The sequence below is a fragment of the Ruegeria sp. CDSB136 genome (genome assembly GCF_059610965.1).
On record NZ_JBXWOP010000004.1, the window covers coordinates 210,781 to 231,290 of the forward strand.

Annotated in this window: 19 protein-coding genes and 1 tRNA gene; 6 read left to right on the forward strand and 14 right to left on the reverse strand. The window is 57.8% G+C overall.

Features of this window, described 5'->3' with window-relative positions; all coding sequences use genetic code 11:
- Positions 1 to 105 precede the first annotated feature (105 nt).
- From AC2FIR_RS06540 to AC2FIR_RS06550, 3 genes are all read right to left on the reverse strand, one after another.
- Positions 106 to 1,074 (reverse strand): TAXI family TRAP transporter solute-binding subunit, encoded by a 969-nt coding sequence (locus AC2FIR_RS06540; RefSeq protein WP_170614958.1) that lies wholly within the window; start codon positions 1,072 to 1,074, stop codon positions 106 to 108.
- A gap of 254 nt (positions 1,075 to 1,328) precedes the next feature.
- Entirely contained in the window at positions 1,329 to 1,754 is a 426-nt protein-coding gene (locus tag AC2FIR_RS06545; protein WP_496744014.1) for a VOC family protein, read from the reverse strand.
- Between the two features lie 31 nt (positions 1,755 to 1,785).
- Positions 1,786 to 2,391, reverse strand: coding sequence for a pseudouridine synthase (locus AC2FIR_RS06550; RefSeq protein ID WP_496744012.1), 606 nt, complete (start codon positions 2,389 to 2,391; stop codon positions 1,786 to 1,788).
- A 215-nt stretch (positions 2,392 to 2,606) separates the two neighbouring features.
- On the opposite strand from AC2FIR_RS06550, the gene AC2FIR_RS06555 reads away from it, so the two are divergent.
- Complete coding sequence (locus AC2FIR_RS06555) at positions 2,607 to 3,194, forward strand: HNH endonuclease (RefSeq protein WP_170614955.1); 588 nt, start codon at positions 2,607 to 2,609, stop codon at positions 3,192 to 3,194.
- A 3-nt stretch (positions 3,195 to 3,197) separates the two neighbouring features.
- Here AC2FIR_RS06555 and AC2FIR_RS06560 read toward each other — a convergent pair whose 3' ends face one another.
- Entirely contained in the window at positions 3,198 to 3,662 is a 465-nt protein-coding gene (locus tag AC2FIR_RS06560) for a disulfide bond formation protein B (protein WP_496744010.1), read from the reverse strand.
- The gene (locus AC2FIR_RS06565; protein WP_170614953.1) at positions 3,659 to 4,237 is read right to left on the reverse strand and encodes a YqaA family protein; all 579 of its coding nucleotides are present in this window, start codon (positions 4,235 to 4,237) and stop codon (positions 3,659 to 3,661) included. Before AC2FIR_RS06565 ends, AC2FIR_RS06560 begins: the two co-directional genes overlap by 4 nt.
- Positions 4,238 to 4,382: 145 nt before the next feature.
- Between AC2FIR_RS06565 and AC2FIR_RS06570 the strand changes: the two genes are divergently transcribed.
- Positions 4,383 to 4,468: transfer RNA gene (locus AC2FIR_RS06570), tRNA-Leu, on the forward strand.
- 361 nt (positions 4,469 to 4,829) lie between these two features.
- Here the strand turns inward: AC2FIR_RS06570 and AC2FIR_RS06575 are convergent.
- From AC2FIR_RS06575 to AC2FIR_RS06585, 3 genes are all read right to left on the reverse strand, one after another.
- The gene (locus AC2FIR_RS06575; RefSeq protein ID WP_170677246.1) at positions 4,830 to 5,045 is read right to left on the reverse strand and encodes a hypothetical protein; all 216 of its coding nucleotides are present in this window, start codon (positions 5,043 to 5,045) and stop codon (positions 4,830 to 4,832) included.
- Between the two features lie 251 nt (positions 5,046 to 5,296).
- The gene (locus AC2FIR_RS06580; RefSeq protein WP_496744006.1) at positions 5,297 to 5,962 is read right to left on the reverse strand and encodes an alpha/beta hydrolase; all 666 of its coding nucleotides are present in this window, start codon (positions 5,960 to 5,962) and stop codon (positions 5,297 to 5,299) included.
- On the reverse strand, positions 5,959 to 6,591 hold the full coding sequence (locus AC2FIR_RS06585; RefSeq protein WP_496744003.1) for a DNA-3-methyladenine glycosylase family protein: 633 nt from the start codon (positions 6,589 to 6,591) through the stop codon (positions 5,959 to 5,961). The genes AC2FIR_RS06580 and AC2FIR_RS06585 overlap by 4 nt, the downstream gene beginning before the upstream one ends.
- 96 nt (positions 6,592 to 6,687) lie before the next feature.
- On the opposite strand from AC2FIR_RS06585, the gene AC2FIR_RS06590 reads away from it, so the two are divergent.
- Entirely contained in the window at positions 6,688 to 7,914 is a 1,227-nt protein-coding gene (locus AC2FIR_RS06590; protein ID WP_496744001.1) for an MFS transporter, read from the forward strand.
- An 8-nt stretch (positions 7,915 to 7,922) separates the two neighbouring features.
- Here AC2FIR_RS06590 and AC2FIR_RS06595 read toward each other — a convergent pair whose 3' ends face one another.
- Genes AC2FIR_RS06595 through cysS form a run of 3 tightly spaced genes read right to left on the reverse strand, consistent with a single transcriptional unit; the run spans position 7,923 to position 11,733 of the window.
- Positions 7,923 to 8,699, reverse strand: coding sequence for a squalene/phytoene synthase family protein (locus tag AC2FIR_RS06595; protein ID WP_321254928.1), 777 nt, complete (start codon positions 8,697 to 8,699; stop codon positions 7,923 to 7,925).
- 2 nt (positions 8,700 to 8,701) lie between these two features.
- Positions 8,702 to 10,336 carry a citramalate synthase gene (cimA, locus tag AC2FIR_RS06600; RefSeq protein WP_496743999.1) on the reverse strand — a complete coding sequence of 545 codons (1,635 nt, stop codon included), beginning with the start codon at positions 10,334 to 10,336 and terminating at the stop codon, positions 8,702 to 8,704.
- Positions 10,336 to 11,733, reverse strand: a complete 1,398-nt coding sequence (cysS, locus tag AC2FIR_RS06605) for a cysteine--tRNA ligase (protein WP_496743998.1) — start codon at positions 11,731 to 11,733, stop codon at positions 10,336 to 10,338. The genes cimA and cysS overlap by 1 nt, the downstream gene beginning before the upstream one ends.
- Before the next feature lie 218 nt (positions 11,734 to 11,951).
- Here cysS and AC2FIR_RS06610 point away from each other — a divergent pair, with 218 nt between their 5' ends.
- Positions 11,952 to 12,296, forward strand: coding sequence for an MmcQ/YjbR family DNA-binding protein (locus tag AC2FIR_RS06610; protein ID WP_170614945.1), 345 nt, complete (start codon positions 11,952 to 11,954; stop codon positions 12,294 to 12,296).
- 261 nt (positions 12,297 to 12,557) lie between these two features.
- Complete coding sequence (locus AC2FIR_RS06615) at positions 12,558 to 12,857, forward strand: aminotransferase class I/II-fold pyridoxal phosphate-dependent enzyme (RefSeq protein WP_496743997.1); 300 nt, start codon at positions 12,558 to 12,560, stop codon at positions 12,855 to 12,857.
- A 217-nt stretch (positions 12,858 to 13,074) separates the two neighbouring features.
- On the opposite strand, the gene AC2FIR_RS06620 is transcribed toward AC2FIR_RS06615, so the two are convergent.
- Entirely contained in the window at positions 13,075 to 13,593 is a 519-nt protein-coding gene (locus tag AC2FIR_RS06620) for an outer membrane protein (protein ID WP_170677256.1), read from the reverse strand.
- Between the two features lie 426 nt (positions 13,594 to 14,019).
- Between AC2FIR_RS06620 and AC2FIR_RS06625 the strand changes: the two genes are divergently transcribed.
- Positions 14,020 to 15,564 carry a trimethylamine methyltransferase family protein gene (locus tag AC2FIR_RS06625; RefSeq protein ID WP_496743994.1) on the forward strand — a complete coding sequence of 515 codons (1,545 nt, stop codon included), beginning with the start codon at positions 14,020 to 14,022 and terminating at the stop codon, positions 15,562 to 15,564.
- 50 nt (positions 15,565 to 15,614) lie between these two features.
- Here the strand turns inward: AC2FIR_RS06625 and AC2FIR_RS06630 are convergent, their stop codons facing one another.
- On the reverse strand, positions 15,615 to 15,860 hold the full coding sequence (locus AC2FIR_RS06630) for an EF-hand domain-containing protein (RefSeq protein ID WP_170614941.1): 246 nt from the start codon (positions 15,858 to 15,860) through the stop codon (positions 15,615 to 15,617).
- Between the two features lie 527 nt (positions 15,861 to 16,387).
- The gene (locus tag AC2FIR_RS06635) at positions 16,388 to 20,008 is read right to left on the reverse strand and encodes a vitamin B12-dependent ribonucleotide reductase (RefSeq protein WP_496743992.1); all 3,621 of its coding nucleotides are present in this window, start codon (positions 20,006 to 20,008) and stop codon (positions 16,388 to 16,390) included.
- Positions 20,009 to 20,510: the final 502 nt, after the last annotated feature.

The window sequence follows — 20,510 nt, forward strand, 5'->3', positions numbered from 1 at the left end:
TCTCCCCGTTCAGCGGCCGGTTTCCGGCGCGGTTTTTTGTTCCGGTGTTTCACCGGTTGAAAAACGAGGCGCCGAAAAGCGCCTCGTCAAATTGTTTAGGACGGATTACTGAATCCAGCCTTTTTCTTTGTAGTACTTCTCGGCACCCGGATGCAGCGGAGCCGACAGACCGTCCGCAATCATCTCTTCCGGCTTGAGGTTGGCAAATGCGGGGTGCAGCTTTTTGAAGTCATCGAAATTCTCGAAGACCGAGCTTACAACTGCATATACAGCGTCTTCCGAAACGTCAGCCGATGTGACGAATGTCGCGCCCACACCAAAGGTCTGGGTGTCGCCATCCGATCCACGATACATCCCGCCGGGGATTGTAGCAGTACGATAGAACGAGTTGTTTTCAACCAGCTTGTTGACCGCATCGCCGCTGACATTCACCAGAACTGAGTCACAAGCGGTGGTTGCTTCCTGGATCGAACCCGACGGGTGACCAACAGTGTAGACCATCGCGTCAATCTGGTTGTCGCACAGGGCAGCAGACTGTTCGGCTGCCTTCAGCTCGGTTGCCAGCTCGAAATCGCCGGTGGTCCAGCCCATTTCGCCCAGAAGGACTTCCATGGTGCCGCGCTGACCGGAACCGGGGTTACCGATGTTGACGCGCTTGCCCTTCAGGTCCTCGAAGTTGGTGATACCGGAATCGGCACGCGCAACAACGGTGAACGGCTCGGGGTGAACCGAGAATACGGCGCGCAGGCCTTCGAACGGGCCAGCCTCTTCAAATTTAGAAGAACCGTTATATGCATGGTACTGCCAGTCGGACTGGGCCACACCGAACTCCAGCTCGCCTTCGCGAATGGTGTTGATGTTGTAGACCGAACCGCCGGTCGATTCGACCGAGCAGCGCACCCCGTGTTCCTTGCGGCCCTTGTTCACCAGACGGCAGATTGCGCCCCCGGTCGGATAGTAAACGCCGGTCACGCCACCGGTGCCGATTGTGATGAATTCCTCCGCAAAAGCAGCAGGCGCCATCAGCGCTGCGGTAACAAGCGCGCCGAGGCCCAGTTTGCTGTTGTTTTTCATTTTCGTGATCTCCCAAATCTTTATTGTGGTCGGAAGATCCGTAAACAACCCCTCCTAAGAGCTTGTCAACACAGCAAGTTCCCCCGTCGAAAAAACGGGTTCACGCACCTGAATTTCAAAAATCTCCCAACACTTACGACGTTTCATTCCAATACATCGCTTGTCAACCCCCGCGTCCCGCAAGCCCGTGCAAAGCCGCATATCTGACGGTGTTCCCCGAACTTTCCCCCCGAACAATCCGAGGACAGTCCCGTTCAGCCCCACAGATGCGGTTCCGCAAACTCGACCGAATTGCCAGCCGGGTCCCGCACATACAGCGAACGGGCCCCGTTCGGCCAATCAAACTCGGCATCCAGCGGTACGTTCCAGTCAAGCAGATGCTTGCGCATTGTGTCCATTTCGACCCGCGAAAGGGCAAGGCACACATGCCCCGGCCCGCGCGCGCCATGCGGCGGCACCGGCAAGTCAGGATTTCGCGGTGCTTGTTCCGTTTCCTCGGCGTTGAACAACAACAACACGGAACTGCCCACGCGGAAGAACACGTGCCGGTTGTCCACGCGCTGGATTTTCTCCAACGCCAGAATGTCGCCGTAAAAACGCTCTGCCGCGTCCAGATCATTGACGTAAAGCGCCGCCTCCAGAACTGCCGACGGGCGCGGTATGTCCGGTGTGACTTTCATGAGTCCAGTGTACCTCAGGCCATGCCCTCTGTCACCGTCGCGGTCTGCGGTCTCTCTTTCGTTGCGGGGCTGCGGAAATCTCAGGCATCGGCAGGCTTTCCCATTGTCCCGGCTGCAATCCCTCCAGCGTCCAATCCCCGATCCGGGCGCGAACCAGACGCAATGTGGGATGTCCGACCGCTGCCGTCATCCGGCGCACCTGCCGATTGCGCCCTTCGCGCAGGGTCAGTTCGATCCAGCAATCAGGAACCGTCTGACGCACCCGGATTGGCGGCGTCCTGGGCCAAAGACTTTCCGGTTCGTCAATCACCCGCGCCTTTGCGGGCCGGGTTGACCCATCATTCAGTTCGACCCCTTCGCGCAGCGCCTTCATCGCGGCAGCGTCCGGAATACCCTCGACCTGAACCCAGTAGGTCTTGGCCATCTTGTGTTTCGGGTCGGAAATCTGCGCCTGCAGCTTTCCGTGATCCGTCAGCAGCAGCAAACCCTCACTGTCCCGATCCAGTCGTCCGGCCGGATAGACACCGGGCAGATCGATGTAGTCGGACAGCGTGCTGCGCGGCGAATCTCCGTTCGCCCTGTCGGTAAACTGCGGCAGGACATCGAAAGGTTTATTGAAGCGAATGAACCAGGACATGAACTACGCCATAGCGCGCAGAAACTACCTAGCGCAAGCTGTGGATAACTGTCACGCGATTGTTACGGATTCGCATTAATCAATCCCCGAGATATTGTGGAAAATCAGGGCTTGTCAGAGTTTTAACACGATATATAGTTAAGTTAAGGCCGGGGCGGGTGTTCCCCGCTCTGATGTCAAAAAACGGGCAGTGCAGAGCGAGGAGCGATTCTGTTATGGACGGAGACTTCAGGACCGAATTTGTCAGGGAACCCGGTGCACTCAGGCGTCATCCGGCACTGGTCCTGAACGCTGATTATCGCCCCCTGTCCTATTATCCTCTGTCTCTTTGGCCATGGCAGGAGGCGATCAAGGCCGCCTGGCTGGATCGAGTCGACATCGTGGCCGAATATGACGAAGTTGTTCGCAGTCCCAGTACCGAGATACGAATACCTTCGGTCGTTGTTCTGAAAGACTATGTAAAACCCAGAAAGCGCGTGGCCTTCACGCGCTTTAATTTGTTTCTGCGGGATGAATTCTGTTGCCAGTACTGCGGCAGCCGAGGCGACCTGACATTTGACCACGTTGTTCCGCGCGCAGCGGGCGGTGTGACCAGCTGGCAGAACGTGGTGGCAGCATGCAGTCCATGCAACCTGCGAAAAGGGTCAAAATCGCTGCGGCAAGCTGGCATGTCTCTGCGCAAGCCACCCCGCCAACCCGATGCCGAGGCGCTGCGCAATATCGGGCGCAAGTTCCCGCCCAACCATCTGCACGACAGCTGGATCGACTTCCTGTACTGGGATGCGGAACTGGATCAGATCTGACGTTTACCGGGCCCGCCAAGCTGCAAGCCAGACCAGAACCAAACCGGCCGACAATACGGCATTCCATCCTGCCATGGACAGACTAAGCATTTCCCACGGGATGTCGTCACAGCGCACCAGCGGCGCATTCATGATCTGATCCATCAACTCGGTCGTCGACAACCCACCAATGTCGCTGGACGTGCAGCTGCTGGGACCTTCCCACCACTTCTGCTCGACGCCGGCGTGATACACACCGATACCCGCCGTGGTCGCGGCGGCCAAAGCCCCCAGAAGCGGCAGAACCGAGACCCGTGGCACAGCAATCGCCACGGCACCAATCAACGCTGCGGCGGCGTGCGGATACCGCTGCCAAATGCACATCTTGCAGGGTGCCAACCCGCCAAGGTACTGGAATCCCCATGCCCCCAACAGCAAGGCGACAGACCCTGCGGCCGCAATCAGCACTAATCTGTTTTGGTTAGTCATAGATACTTCACCGCGAAAAATCCGCCGAACAACAGCAAGATGAACAGGGTAAACATCAGGCCCAGGCGCTTTTCAATGAAATCGCGGATCGGCTCGCCGAACCCCCACAAAAGCCCTGCAACAACAAAGAACCGCAAGGCCCGTGCCAGAATTGAGGTCGCAACAAAAGTACCAAAGGGCATCCCGGTCCAGCCGGACATGATCGTGATGACCTTGTAGGGGAATGGCGTAACACCTGCGGTCAGCACAGCCCAGAATCCGAAATCGTTGAAACGCTCGTTGAACTCTTCCATGGCATGGCCTTTGCCCATCGCCTCAAGGACCGGTTGGCCGATGCTTTCATAGAAGAAGGCTCCGATCGCGTATCCCAGCATCCCCCCCAGCACCGAAGCCACGAGGGCAACGGTCGCGATGAGCCATGCCCGCGACGGCCGCGCCAGGATCATTGGAATCATCAGCACATCCGGCGGGATCGGAAAGAACGAGCTTTCCACAAATGCCACAATGGCCAGCGCCCAAAGAGCATGCGGATGTTCGGCCAGACGGATGGTCCAGTCATAAAGGGATCGCAACATAAAACACTAAGGTCCAAATCTCACACCCGGCAAGGCAAACCATGCACCCATCGGGGCGTCAACCGTTCAAAGGCAAACAATCCGGATACTGGTTGTTTTTTGCCTCTGGACCTTCCCCGCGTTGGGCGATAATCCAGTGTTCGTGGCCCAAGTGGCGGAATGGTAGACGCAGGGGATTCAAAATCCCCCGCCTTCACGGGCGTGAGAGTTCGAGTCTCTCCTTGGGCACCACCAGCCAAATAACGATAGTACCGACCAGGAATTATCCATTAGGATATTTGCGTATTATCCTGTTCCTTAAAGATAAATTCCGGAAGCCACTTCATCATACAAGTGTTCGCCTGAACGTAAATATAAGAGACCGAAACACTTCCAACCCGACTCGCATCTACCGTCAGCAGTTAGGTTGCTGGTAACGAGCTTACCCACATAATCGGATTCAGCAACCAAAACACTAGGTGGCCGGTGTTGAGTGGAAAGAAACAAGAAAATGGGATGAACAAAGTGTATTATGCGAGTTCACCTTGGGCCGGACGAACTGTTTCCAAACGACTGACAATGAGCTTCCCAAAACTCTACAGAGGGTTTTGCGCTAGCTTTGCCGTTTTCGGCTCAGAAGACCGTATTTGACAGCCCAGGCCCGAAAGGATCGGCGTTTTCCACCCTCGCGTTTCACAGCTTGCTTTGAGTGCGCACCTCCCATTCTGTTGAACTCGAAGACATCAATAATGCGTTCGGCGCAGCCACAAGCCTCGCCCATCCCGACTTTGGCGAAGTAGAACTTTTCAAAGGACTCCGGATTCTTCATGGCAAACCTCCCTGACCTCATTGAAGCGCGTCTATTGGGGTTTGCCAAATCACTTCTTCGCGGCTCAAGGCGCGAATAATTGACTGTTAGGCTTTGATCCGCGAGGTGTGATCGCCCAGACAAAGCAGTGGCATACAAAACGCAGCTAATCTGCAAAGCAGGATGGTTCCATGCAGCCGTGTTGCAATCTCAGAAAACTGGGGGCGGAGAAACCCGCGCCCACTACTTCGTTATTTGGCTCTCAGAAAGGCTTACAAGCTCAACTTGTCGCGCATGAACGCCAAGGCCACGCCAAGGCCGTCAGGATCGATTCCGTGGCCTGTGCCCTTCATGACATGTGCGTAAATCTCTTTGAAACCAGCCCCTTGCAAAGCTTCCGCCGCCTCGGGAAGCGATTGCGGAGGCACGACATCATCAGAATCGCCGTGGACCAGTAGAATCGGCATGCGGCTGACGGTCTCCTCCGCCAGCATGTCAGGCTCCAGCAACCGGCCCGAGAAGGCCACGATACCGGCAACCGGGTCTTCGCGCCGGGGGGCGACGTGCAGGCTCATCATGGTGCCCTGCGAAAAGCCGAACAGCACCACCTGTTCGGGCAGCACGTCCTCGTCCACCATCAAAGCATCAAGAAAGGCGTTGAAATCCTCAACCGCCATCGCCATCCCCCTGCGCGCCTCTTCTTCGGACGAGCCGTCAATCCAGGGGATCGGAAACCACTGATACCCATTGGGCATGCCGGAGATCTGTTCGGGTGCATCGGGTGCCACAAACAGCGTGTCAGGCAGATGGTCACCCAGCACGTCCGCCAGCCCCAAAAGGTCAGCCCCGTTGGCACCATAGCCGTGCACGAACACCACAACCGAGCGTGTGTCGCCCGAGACCGGCTCTTTCCGGAGCGCATTCAAAACCCGTGTCATCTGATCCCTTCTCGTTCTTTCGCGACCCGGTAATAGGCCCACAATACCCGCGCCGCAACCGACCGCCACGGTGACCAGGCTTCGGCCATTTGACGCAACTCCTTGTCCGTCGGGCGTTTTGGCAGGTCGTACAGAATTCGCGCAGCCTCCTGCAATGCCAGGTCCCCAGGCGCGATCACGTCCGCGCGGCCCAACGAGAACATCGCGTAGATCTCGGCGGTCCAGACGCCGATGCCCGGCACTTCTGTCAATGTGGCCACAACATCCGCGTTAGGAGCATCGCGCAATGCCCTGTAATCAATACGTGCTTCGGCCAGCGCGCGGGCGTATCGGATTTTCTGACGGCTCAGCCCCACGGCGCGCAGATCGTCATCAGTCGCCCACATGATCTTGCGCGGTCCAGTGAGCTTGGCATCCTGCAGCCGTTTCCAGATCGCATTGGCCGAGGCCACGCTGACTTGCTGGCTGACAATCGCACTGAGCAGCTGCGCAAATCCATCCGGGCGACGACGCAAGGGCAATGGCCCGGTTTGGTCCATCGCGTAGGTCATGCGCGGACAGGTTTCTGCCAGCCACCCTGCCCCTTCGGCAACGCATTCGGGCGTTTCGATGATGCGTCCGACGGACATGGCCTCTCCATAATGTGATACGGGCCGCACGTTAGGCACATATGCCGCATATGCAACCCGCTTGTGTGCCGGGGATTTCACCGATACCCATGCCCCATGACGATGATCACTGCCTCTCCCGACAATTCTCAGGCCAAACGCAACGTAGCGGTTCTGGTTGCCGCGCAGGCCATTCTGGGCGCGCAAATGCCGATGATGTTCATTGTCGGCGGGTTGGCGGGGCAGTCGTTGGCCAGCAACCCCTGCCTTGCAACATTGCCTATCTCACTGATCGTGCTGGGGTCGATGCTGGCCGCCACACCGATCTCGGCGATCATGCAGAAATGGGGTCGCCGGGTGGGTTTTCTGGTTGGTGCGACTGCCGGAGCTTGTGGTGGCGTTGTCGGGGCGTACGGCCTGTACCTGGGGTCTTTCCCGATCTTCCTGCTGGGCAGCCTGTTGACCGGTATCTATATGAGCGCACATGGCTTTTACCGTTTTGCCGCCGCCGATACTGCGTCAGACGGCTTTCGTCCGAAGGCGATTTCCTACGTCATGGCCGGTGGGCTTGCCGCTGCAATCATAGGACCCCAGATCGTCAAGCTGACGGCGCAAGCGTATGTCATTCCATTTCTCGGCACCTATCTGGCCGTGATTGCCGTAAACGTATTCGGGTCGGCCCTGTTCTTTTTCCTCGATATTCCCACACCGGAAAAACCCGCCGAAGACGCGCCGAAGGGCAGAACGCGGATCGAAATGCTCCGGACGCCGCGCATTGCGGTGGCGGTGATTTGCGCCATGGTGTCCTATGCGCTGATGAACCTTGTAATGACATCCACTCCACTGGCGGTTGTAGGTTGCGGTTTCAGCCCGAATGATGCGGCGGATATCGTTACCAGCCATGTTCTGGCGATGTATGTCCCCAGCTTCTTCACCGGCCAACTGATAGCACGGTTCGGGGTTGAAAAGATCGTCGCGCTCGGGCTGGCCATTCTGGCAGCGGCCGGCGTCGTTGCCCTGCAAGGCGTTGAGCTTGGCAATTTCTTTGTTGCCCTGATCCTGCTCGGGATCGGCTGGAATTTCGGCTTTATCGGCGCGACCAGCATGCTCGCGGACTCGCACGACGTAAACGAGCGTGGACGGATGCAGGGACTGAACGATCTGCTGGTATTTGGCGGTGTTACTCTGGCGTCGCTGGCATCGGATGGATTGATGAACTGTTCGGGCGGTTCACCGGTCGAGGGGTGGACGGCCGTCAATCTCGCCATGATCCCATTGTTGACGCTGGCCGGTGGCGCATTGTTGTGGCTGGTTCTGAAACCGGCCGAGGCCGAAACAGCCTGATCGGCGCATTACCAGCGACCGCTGACGGACCGCCACATCAGTGACGCGCGGCGCCTGACTTCCCCTTGCCACAATGTGCCATTGGCGACGCGTTCAGGCTGTGCCAGCGCCTGCTTCAACACCCAGTCCGCCTGCCATCCCGCAAACAACGCGGGTCTGGCCTGCACTGAAACATCCGCCCGCCTTGCGCGCGCGCTGTTCAGCCGATCCAGCCCAGCCTGCGCCAATGCGCGTACGGCATCGGGTGTTCCATTCAACAAAGGAATGCGGCCGCGCGCCTCAAGCTCGGGGATGGCGCGGAACCAGTTGGCGACCCCGACGCCATAGCCAAAATCGCGCAAAACGGCTTCATCTGCAGCGCCAAGCGCCTGCGCTGACGCGACCATCAATGTCCCCGCACTCTGGCCGATATAGGTATCGAAGTGCTCTTCATCTTCGAAAGGGTCTTTGTAGATATCCCAACGCCTTACCGCCACATATTCATCCATAACCGAGGCCAGATGAGGGTTGAGAACCCTGGATAGCGGCGTCACGACCTCATGCCGTCGCACCGTCGGGCCTTGGGCGATTTCCTGAAGCGCATCTCGCCACCATTGCAGGCGCATTTCCGCGATCATCGGCTCTTGCGTCACCCACGGCGCCCTCGCAACTTCGACATTCAGTGCGTAGATAGGAAACAGTACCGCGCGTGCAGGAACCGGGGCAGCCATTGCCGCCATGAATCGATCCGGATCCGCCCGGTGCACCAGTTGCGCACAGGCCTTGAGATCGTCGTCGAATTTCACGCTCACTCAGCTGCTTCCGAGCGCGGATTGCAGTCGCGCACCAGTTTCCACTGGATCGCATCCAGCAGGGCCTCAAACGAGGCATCAACTATGTTGGCACTGACACCAACAGTCGACCATCGGCGTCCCTGCCCGTCTTCGCTGTCGATAATGACCCGCGTGACCGCCTCGGTGCCGCCCTGAGTAATGCGCACCTTGAAGTCGACCAGATGCATGTCATTCAGTATCCGCGAATACTGACCCAGATCTTTGGCCAACGCCTTGGCGAGGGCGTTGACCGGGCCCCGGTCGCTGCCGTCGCCGTCCAGCGATTCACTGACCGACAGTTTCTTTTCCCCGTCGACCTTCACTACAACGACGGCCTCGGAGAGGCTGACCATCTTATTGTATTTGTTCTTGCGCCGCTCAACCGTGACTTTGTAACGCTTGACCTCGAAGAACTGAGGCAGTTGCCCCAGTTCCGCCCGGGCCAGCAATTCAAAGCTCGCCTGCGCGGTGTCGTAGGAATACCCGACCGCTTCGCGCTGCTTGATCCGCTCCAGTATGCGCCCCAGCGCCGGATCGCCGGCTTCGACCGTCAGCCCGGCTTCGGTCAGGCGTTTGCGCAGGTTCGATTGCCCGGCCTGGTTCGACATCGGAATGATGCGCGAATTGCCAACAGTCGCCGGGTCGACATGTTCATAAGTCGACGGGTCCTTAAGAATCGCGCTGGCATGCAGCCCTGCCTTGTGCGCGAAGGCCGAGGCCCCGACATAAGCCGATTGCTTGCTGGGCACCCGGTTCAATATGTCGTCCAGCATCCGGCTGATCCGCGTCAGACCTGACAAGGCTTCGCGACTGACACCGACCTCATAGGCCGAGGCATAGGGTTCCTTCAGCAACAGGGTCGGAATCAGAGCAGTCAGATTGGCGTTGCCGCATCGCTCGCCCAATCCGTTCAGCGTACCCTGTATCTGGCGCGCGCCTGCATCTACCGCGGCCAGCGAACAGGCCACGGCGTTTTCCGTGTCGTTATGGGTGTGAATACCCAGACGATCCCCAGGCAGCCCGGCGGCAATCACCTCGGAAACGATGCGCCCGACCTCCGCAGGCAAGGCACCACCATTAGTGTCACACAACACAACCCAGCGCGCACCGGCGTCCAGTGCTGCGCGACAAACCGAGATCGCATAGTCCGGATTGTCCTTGTATCCATCAAAGAAATGCTCGGCATCGAACAAAGCCTCGCGACCCTGCGCCACGACATGCGCGACCGAGGCGCGTACGTTCTCGGTGTTTTCCGCAAGGTCGATGCCAAGCGCGTCGGTCACGTGATAATCATGTGATTTCCCCACCAGACAAACCGCCTGCGTCCCTGCGTTCATCACCGCCGCCAGAACGTCATCATTGTCTGCGGACCGACCCGAGCGTTTGGTCATCCCGAACGCGGTCAGACAAGCCGAAGTCTTTGGTGCCACATCGAAAAACGCACTGTCCGTCGGGTTGGCACCCGGCCAGCCGCCTTCGATATAGTCAATCCCCAGCGCATCCAGCGCCTGCGCGATCTGGACCTTTTCGGCGGTAGAGAACTGAACGCCCTGTGTCTGCTGCCCATCGCGCAGGGTGGTGTCATAAAGATAGAGCCGTTCCTTGGTCATCACACACCTTCCAGCTTGGATGCATCAAAGCCCGCGCCGGGGACCAGTTCGACACCGTCCTTGCTCATCCGAACTTCAATGCCTGCGGAAACGTACAAGGCTTTCAGACGATCCACTTCAGCGAAATCCTTGCTCTGCATGGCAGCAGCCCGCGCCTGAACAAGCTTTTCGGCATGGCCGGACAAATCGACGCTATCTGTATGCGCCCAGTCTCCCATCTCATCCGTCAGTAGCCCAAGAAGACGAGCACCAGCCAACAAACCAGCAGCGTCCCCGTTCGCTGCGAGCCGGTGCAGTTCCGCGACGGCACCCGCAGTATTCAGATCATCGGCCAGCGCCTCCACAAACGCGGGTGTCACGCTGCCGGCGGGCTCGATGCCCGCTGTCAGCGTCCGCCATTTGCGCAGCGTTCCCTCGGCCTCGCGCGCCTTTTTCTCCGTCCAGTCCATGGGCTTGCGGTAGTGAGTTTGCAGGAACACAAAGCGGATCACCTCGCCCGGCACACCCTGCTCCAGCAGATCATGTACGGTAAAGAAATTGCCCAGCGATTTGGACATTTTCTTCCCTTCGACCTGCAACATCTCATTGTGCAGCCAGACCCTTGCGAACTCACCATGCGGATGCGCGCACTTGCTTTGGGCGATTTCGTTCTCATGATGCGGGAACATAAGGTCATTGCCGCCCCCATGAATGTCGAAGCTTTCGCCCAAGAGTTCATAAGCCATGGCCGAGCATTCGATATGCCATCCCGGACGTCCACGGCCCCAGGGTGACTCCCAACCAGGCAACTCATCGGTCGAGGGCTTCCACAGCACAAAATCCATCGGATTCTTCTTATAGGGCGCAACCTCGACACGCGCGCCTGCGATCATGTCGTCGACCGACCGCCCAGACAGGTTTCCGTATTCTTCCTTCCAACTGTCCACCGCGAACAGCACATGACCTTCGGCGGCATAAGCGTGCCCCTTTGCGATCAGGTCTTCGATCATTGCAATCATCTGCTCGACAAATTGTGTCGCTCGCGGCATCTCGTTCGGCTCCAGCGCCCCCAGGGCGCCCATGTCGTGCAGATACCAGCCGATGGTTTCATCCGAACGCTCCTGCACCAACTGCTCAAGCGACCCGAACGCGCCTGCCTGCTTTCGGGCCAGCGCCGTCGCATTTATCTTGTCATCCACATCCGTGAAGTTGCGCACATAGGTCACATGTTCCGGGCCGTAGACATGCCGCAGCAATCGATAAAGTACATCGAACACCACCACGGGCCGGGCATTGCCCAGATGCGCACGGTCATAGACGGTCGGGCCGCAGACATACATCCGCACATTGTCGGCATCGATCGGCACGAAATCTTCCTTCGTCCGCGTCCGTGTGTTGTGCAGTCTGATGGTCGTCATCTGGTGGGCTCCTAAGAAACAGCAGTAGCTTGCGCGTTGGCGCGGGCTTAGCAACTTGTCTCAGGGATGAAAACGAAAGAAACCGGCCCGCTTGAGAAATCAGCAGGTAATGCAGCAGATAATGATGCAGGTCATCCGGTTCATGAGGACCGATTACCACGTAAAGCACGACAAGCCAAGGCTTGTGATCGCGCGGATGGCGGGGCACTCTGCCTTGTATGAGCCGAGATCTCGTGAACTCCATATGCCGTGACCTACCCGGAGCGGAAGTGTCCGACCCCTGGGGTGGCGGTCATGACGCGTGGAAGATTGGCGGCAAGATGTTTGCCTGCATTGGCACGGCGGGCACCGGCGTTTCAGTAAAAACCCCTGATGTCGACACTGCGCAGATGCTGATCGAAGCGGGCGTCGGCACCAAAGCGCCCTATTTCCACCGCAGCTGGTTGCTGCTGCCATGGGAAACGGATGCCGACGAGATGCGCCACCGGCTGACCGCTTCCTATGACATTGTGCGCAAATCGCTTACCAAAAAAGTACAGGCTGAGTTGCCACCTCGTAGCTGATTGACAATACAACGCCATTCAGACCCGGCCGAAAAACGAGTTCCCGCCAAGCGCAGAACGGAGCGATACCGCAGCCGACTGGGGCGTTGTCCTTGCAGATCAACCTTGCCCACCAATCCAACCGGAGCGGTCTTTTCCGCCGACCCGTTTCAAAGCATCTCTGGTATTTGCCGAACACGCGACCTTTGACTGATTTCGGACGAAGTCGATGATACTCAGGTTTGGGGTGGCGTCCATATTTCGCCTCATACTAAGCCGGGTATGGCCGAACGCATCTTGGTCGTCGGCTCAATGTCCAAATCACTTTTTACGACAGGTTCGCGCCGCAGTTGGATCGTCGAGATTGAAGACGTCAACTCCCAACTGGTTAATCTGGCAACACACACCATGAATGGTGTTCCCGGGTCTATTCAGGACGCCGTGAGTATTGCGTTGAACTCGGGCAGTGATATGAAACAGGAATTCTCGGAACTCGTCCGCAATCGGCGAACCTTGGCTATCAAACTGTTGAGCACTCGGAACGTTGTCAGGCTGGTGCCCAAACAGGGGACATGTATTTGATGCTGAATGTTCGTATCAACAGGCGAAGTGGTGAGGCATTTGCAAAGGCGCTGCTCGAAACGCATTCCATTGCGGTGAGGCAAGGTGAGAGCTTGGGCAGCGTTGCGGCTGGTTACATCCGGGTTGCGATGACGATCGAAAACGACCTCTTCATTGCAGCGCTGCAAACACTGCTTGATTTGGCAATGAACGCTCCCGGGAGAAGCCGAACCAGTGATCAGAACCGGAAGGTCGTTCGCAGATTGAACGTGTTGGCGCCGAGACTGCCATTTGATCGGGTCACATTGTCAAAATTCTGACGTAGCGCCTCGCCACTGATGATAAATCTGTCATTGACCGGATAGGCAACGCCAATTCCGTAGACCGCCGCCGTGTCATTGTCGGCGGACGTATCGATCCGTGCGGCCCCGACCACCACATACCCCAGCGCCGGTCCGAAGTCGTACCCGCCGCGCAGTTTCAGCCGTGTCAGACTGTCTAATGTCCCTTCCCCCTGACCGAGGTTCAGCGACAGGTGATTGTATTCCAGTTCGCTTCCCAGAACGAAGCTTCCGAAATCGTGGTCATAGCCGACATGGAGTCCAAAACTGGAATCGTCACCGCTGGATCCGTTGGGGCCGTCCGCTTCAGTATACCCAAAGCTGAATCCTGCATAACCCCCGGTCCAATCCTCGGCGACTGCCGGGACGGCGCTTAACATTGTCACTGCGACAATGAGGGCCGTGCTGAATTTCATTCACGTCTCCAACATGTTACAGCCCCGATGAGCGGGAATTTCGGGGCGCTTACAAACCATTTACCCGAACATTGGGTCCGAGAACCGATATTTCAATTCTGACAACAGACAGGTTAATAAATAGTGATCCGACTATATCAGATTTCCACCCGAACGGGAAGAAATCTCACGCTGAAACCCATTCGACAAAGAAAGGGAGCAATGGCGACCTATTTCTAAGTTTGGGTCGCAAACAGGACAGATCATTTCGCCGGGTGAAGGATAACTACGGCCAACGAAAGAGGTCCGCATGAAAAGCGACTACTGGAAAATTCGCCTGATTAGCCGCACCATTGGTGCGGACCGCGGACGTGCGGCGCGGGGAAGGCCATTCCAAGGGTGAATTAAGCCACTCTTCAGGAACAGCTCTTAATCCGGACCAAACACATGAACGACCAAACCCGTACTTCCTCTCGCAGCGGCGGACGCTCCGCGCGCCGTGCCGCCCGTGCCTCTGCCCTGCCCGATCACCTGCGCCCCGTGCGGCCCGGGATGGAGGGCGGCACCCTGAACGTGCTGACCCAGGCACAGTTGGAACGCATTCATGAAGCTGCGCTGACAGCGCTGGAAACGATCGGCCTGGCGGATGCGCCGCAAAGCGGGATCGATTATCTTGTTGCCGCAGGCTGTACCCTGGGTGATGACGGTCGCATCCGGTTCCCGCGTGCGCTGGTGGAAGATACCATCGCCAAAGCCAAGCGTTCCGTGACGCTTTACAGCCGGGATGGAAAGACCGATCTGGAACTGTCAGGCACGCGTGTTCATTACGGCACGGCCGGCGCTGCTGTCAGCATGGTCGATGTACATGGTCAGGAATACCGCGATTCGACCGTGCAGGATCTGCATGACGCATCACGCATCTGCCAGCAGCTTGACAACATTCACTTTGTGCAGCGTCCGATGGTTTGCCGCGATATTGCGGACAACCTTGAGATGGATATGAACACGGTCTACGCCACGACCTCGGGCACGTTCAAGCATATCGGCACATCCTTTACCGAACCCAGCCACGTTGCCCCGGCGATAGAAATGCTCCACATGATCGCCGGTGGAGAGGACAAATGGCGCGAGCGGCCGTTCATGTCCAACTCGAATTGCTTTGTCGTTCCGCCAATGAAATTCGCAACGGAAAGCTGCGAAGTGATGGAAGAATGCATCAAGGCCGGGATGCCGGTGCTGCTGCTGTCGGCGGGAATGGCCGGGGCAACTGCGCCCTCGACGATTGCGGGTGCCATCACACAGGCAACGGCAGAATGCCTGGCCGGTCTGGTTTACGTCAATGCCGTCAAACCCGGTGCGCCAGCCGTTTTTGGCACCTGGCCTTTTGGTCTGGACCTGCGCACCGGCGCGATGTCCATCGGTTCGGGTGAACAGGCCCTTCTGACCGCGGGCTGCGCCCAGATGCACAGGTTCTACGACCTTCCGGGCGGTGCCGCCGCCGGAGCATCGGATGCGAAACTGCCGGACATGCAGGCCGGGTGGGAGCAGATGTGCTCGAACGTTATGGCCGGATTGTCGGGCCTGAACATGGTCTACGAAGCGGCTGGAATGCACGCCTCATTGTTGGGCTTCTGCTTTGAAAGCCTGATCCTCAGCGATGACCTGATCGGCCAGGCGCAGCGCTGCGTGCGCGGGATCGAAGTGACGGACGAAACTTTGGCGCTGGACCAGATGGCGGCCGTCTGCATGGGCGGACCGGGTCACTATCTTGGCACGGATGCAACGCTCAGCCGCATGCAGGCAGATTATGTCTATCCGACCTTCGGCGATCGCTCCTCACCCAAGGAATGGGTGGAACTCGGCAAACCTGATCTGATTGAGAAAGCGATCAAGCGAAAAGAGGAAATCCTGTCAGCACCGTCGCCGGCACAATTCGACCCGCTGTTGGATGCTGAACTTCGAAGCAGATTCAACATTCACTTGCCGAGATGAGACACTGAAAAGCGGCCTGAAATGCTCAGGCCGCTTTCCCGCACCCGGATTTAGCCGTCACTGGATGGAAGCAAACCCGCTTCCTGTGCGACGGCAATCTCGGCCTGATCCAGCGCGCCGTCGCCATTTGCATCCATGGCCGAGAACCCGTCTGCGTCGACATCGGGCAGAATTGCCTGCACTTCTTCGATTGTCAGTACGCCATCCCCGTTTGTGTCCACTGAGGATTGAGCGACGGCCAGTGTGGGCAATCCAAGTACGATTGCTGAGAATACAGCCAGATTTTGGCGTTTCATTTCGGTGCCTCCTGAGAGTTTTGTTGTCTGTTTTCTGTCCGGACAGGCCCCAGAAACACCCGAGTGACGTCTTCTGTCACTCGCAATGGTTGAGGGTGTGCAATTAAGGCCAATCATTGCGTGTTTTGCAGAGTCGCATCTGCGGTCCACCGCCAAGAAAAACACTCGAGGTTCTGTTCGGCGGATCTTGCCCGATGACAGGAGCGCATTCCGGCAAGGCTTTGCTCAGGTCAAAAAAGAAAGGGGGCCGAAGCCCCCTGTCAGTTTCGCCTTCCAGGCTCGTATCGTTGACCGCCCGGTGTTTTTTTGCCTGCGGCCTGGACTGCGCATGGGACGAGCGCACCCGCCCCGTGAAAGAGTGGGAAGGACCGATATTCCGCCCCACCCTGTTCCCGGCCAACACGGGCATGTCGGCCGAGTGGAGAAAGGTCAGTTGGTAAGTCTCAGAGCCTTTCTCCGTATTCGTCGGGGCCGGTCACTGTGGCAGCATCCGACCCCTGCGCCCCGGGGTGCCAGGGCGCTAAACGTCAGCTACACCCGCTTGTCGCGCCACAGGTGTTGCATTTCATGCAGGTACCGTTCCGCACCAGCGTGTAGTTTCCGCATTCTCCACACGGGTCGCCCTCGTATCCCTGCATCTTCGCCTTCGTACGGGCGTCCATGCTGGTCGCGACGGCTGTCTCCGCAACCGGTGCCGCAAATTGCGCTGCGGATTCGGCCATGCCGTTCGCGCCGGACTGCCCGCCATTGAACACCATCAGGTCCTGCGGCAATCGCTTGCGAAGGTAGCCAGTCGAACTGATTTGCTTCAGTACTTCCAGGGACTTGGACGCCGCAGTTTCGCTAATTTCCGAAACGTTCGACAACCCGTCTTCCTCTCCCCGGCCCAGATCATCAAAGGTTGCGCCTTCGGGCTTCACATGGGCCAGGTCGGTGCGGTCGAGATAAGACACCGCCAGTTCGCGGAAGATGTAATCCAGGATCGACGTCGCGTTCTTGATCGAGTCGTTGCCCTGTACCATCCCTGCCGGTTCGAACTTGGTGAAGGTGAACGCATCCACGAACTCTTCAAGCGGTACGCCATATTGCAGACCAACCGACACAGCGATGGCAAAGTTGTTCATCATCGCCCGGAAGCCGGCACCTTCCTTGTGCATGTCGATGAAAATCTCACCCAGCTTGCCGTCCTCGAATTCACCGGTCCGCAGATAGACCTTGTGGCCACCCACGATCGCCTTTTGAGTATATCCCTTTCGGCGATGCGGCAGTTTCTCGCGATGGCTGCGGATCATTTCCTTGACCACAACCTTCTCGATCACCTTCTCGGCCAGAACGACGGCTTTTTCCTGCGCCGAACCGCTTTCCAGCACTTCTGCCGCTTCGTCGTCATCCTCGACCAGCGCCGCGGCCAGAGGCTGCGACAGTTTCGAGCCGTCGCGATACAGCGCGTTGGCCTTCACACCCAACGACCACGACAATTCATAGGCCTTCTGGCAGTCCTCGATGGTCGCGTCATTCGGCATGTTGATCGTTTTCGAGATCGCGCCCGAGATGAAGCTTTGCGCTGCTGCCATCATGGTGATGTGGCTATCAACCCCAAGGAAACGCTTGCCTTTCTTGCCGCATGGGTTGGCGCAGTCGAAGATCGAATAGTGTTCTTCTTTCAGATGCGGCGCACCTTCCAGCGTCATGGTTCCGCAGACATGGTCGTTCGCCGCGTCGATATCCGCTTTGGTAAAGCCCAGATGGCGCAGCAGATCGAATGTCGGGTCATTCAGCTTGGTGGCTGGGATACCCAAAACGCCGGTGCAGAAGTCCTCGCCCAATGTCCACTGGTTGAAGACGAACCGGATATCAAAGGCGCTTTCCAGCGCGGCATCCACTTTGGCCAATTCATTCGGGCCAAAGCCATGTCCGGTCAGCGAGGTGTGGTTAATCCCCGGCGCGTTGCCGATGGTGCCGTGACCAACCGCATAACCCACGATCTCTTCAATCTGAGACGAGGAATAGCCCAGCTTCTCCAGCGCCGACGGCACCGAGCGGTTGATGATCTTGAAATAGCCGCCACCCGCGAGCTTCTTGAACTTCACCAGCGCAAAGTCCGGCTCGATCCCGGTAGTGTCGCAATCCATCACCAGGCCGATGGTACCGGTCGGCGCGATCACCGTGGCCTGCGCATTGCGGTAACCGTTCTTTTCACCGAGGCTCAGCGCCTCATCCCAGGCGGACATGGCCAGGTCGATCAGACGCTTGTCCGGACAGTTGCCGTGGTCCAGAGGCACCGGCTTGACGGCCAGTTTCTCATATCCATTGGTCACACCTTGTGCGGCACGGCGATGGTTGCGGATAACGCGCAGCATATGGTCGGCGTTGCGCTCGTAGCCTTTGAACGGGCCAAGCTCGCCTGCAATCTCCGCCGAGGTCGCATAGGCCACACCGGTCATGATTGCAGTCAACGCGCCACAGATCGCACGCCCCTCATCCGAGTCATAGCTGTAGCCCATGTTCATCAGCAGGCCGCCGATGTTTGCGTAACCCAGACCCAGCGTGCGGAAGTCATAAGACAGCTGCGCGATTTCCTTCGACGGGAACTGCGCCATGGTCACCGAGATTTCCAGCGTCAGGGTCCACAGGCGCGAAGCATGCATGTAGTCCGCCGCCTGAAACTCACCATCCTTGAGAAAGGTCAGCAGGTTCATCGAGGCCAGGTTACAGGCCGTGTCGTCCAGGAACATATATTCCGAGCACGGGTTCGAGCCGCGAATCTCACCATCTTCGGGGCAAGTGTGCCATTCGTTGACGGTGTCGTGGAACTGGATGCCCGGGTCAGCGCAGGCCCACGCGGCGTGGCCGACCTTCTCCCACAGATCGCGTGCTTTGACGGTCTTGGCGACCTTGCCGTCGGTGCGGTTGATCAGCTCCCAATCGGCGTCTTTCTCAACGGCAGTCAGGAACGCGTTGGTAACGCGGATCGAGTTGTTCGAGTTCTGGCCCGAAACCGAACCGTAGGCTTCCGAATCCCAGTCGGTGTCGTAGGTCGGGAACTCAATGCTGTCGTGTCCCTGCCGCGCGTAATCCAGCACGCGCTTGATGTAAGTCTCTGGGATCGCGAATTTCTTCGCCTCGCGCACCGCTTTCTTCAGGCTGTCATTCTTGTTGGGGTCGTACGCGTCGTCTTGCGCGCCGTCCCAGCTTCGGATGGCCTCGAAAATGCCGTTCAGCATCTTCTCGTGCATCTTCGATCCGGCAACGATCGAGGCAACCTTCTGCTCTTCGATCACCTTCCATTCGATGAAATGCTCGATGTCCGGGTGATCTGCATCGACGATCACCATCTTTGCTGCTCGACGGGTTGTCCCGCCTGATTTGATCGCGCCAGCGGCGCGGTCGCCGATCTTGAGAAAGCCCATAAGGCCCGAGGACTTGCCACCACCCGACAGCGCCTCACCTTCTGCACGCAGATGGCTGAAGTTGGTCCCGGTACCCGAACCATATTTGAACAGGCGCGCCTCGCGCACCCACAGATCCATGATGCCGCCTTCGTTCACCAGATCATCATCAACGGACTGGATGAAGCACGCGTGCGGCTGCGGATGTTCATAAGCGGATTTGGATTTGGTCAGCTTGCCGGTTTTGTAGTCGACATAATGGTGGCCCTGCGCCGGGCCGTCGATCCCGTAGGCCCAATGCAGACCGGTGTTAAACCATTGCGGCGAGTTCGGCGCCGCGCGCTGGGTCGCCAGCATATAGCGCATCTCATCAAAGTAAGCGCGCGCGTCATCCTCGGTCGAGAAATAACCGCCTTTCCAGCCCCAATACGCCCAAGCGCCGGCCAGACGATCGAACACCTGCTTGGACGAGATTTCTCCGTCAAACTCAGCGTCTTCAGCGGGAACCGAGCGCCACAGGAATTCGGGAACGTCCTTTTCTTTGACTTTCTTCAGCTTGGACGGAACACCAGCCTTGCGGAAATATTTTTGGGCGATGACATCGCTGGCAACCTGGCTCCAGCTTGAAGGGATTTCGATATTCTCGAGACGGAAAACAATTGTCCCATCCGGGTTGCGGATTTCGGATGTTGCCGAAACAAATTCCAGATCTGCATATGCATCCTGCCCGGATTTGGTGAATTTTCTGTCAATCTTCATGTCCGCCGCCCTAGCTACAACCAGCTTAATTTTCGGTTTTCGACACCAAATCTTGTTTGCGGGGTGTCGACCGCCTGCCACCGATTTCCGGACAAAAGGGTATCGGTCGCTGCCTTTGACAGCGCATAGCCGAACAATTCGGCTGCACGTGGCATTGGTATGCTTTCCGTCCCTCGCCCGTTGCCTTATTCTGGTAAGTGCCTACCAGATATTGTGGCACGTCTTTCGGCCCATACAATCTGACGTATATACCCATATGTGGTCAACGGGCTTTTTCGATCTTTTTTCAAATCTTTTTTGTTGACCTCATCCCATGACGAGTCCGCAATTCACTTGTCCACGATTCCTCCACAGGTAAGACGCTTCCACGCAGGACCTGACCGCCGGACGGCTCAAATTGATTTCTCTTTTTTCTCGCCATGGTTATCGGCCAATGATCAAGCAACCAGCTGTTAATGCTGGGGCTAGAGAATCATCGTCCCGTGCCCCGGTCCCATGCCAT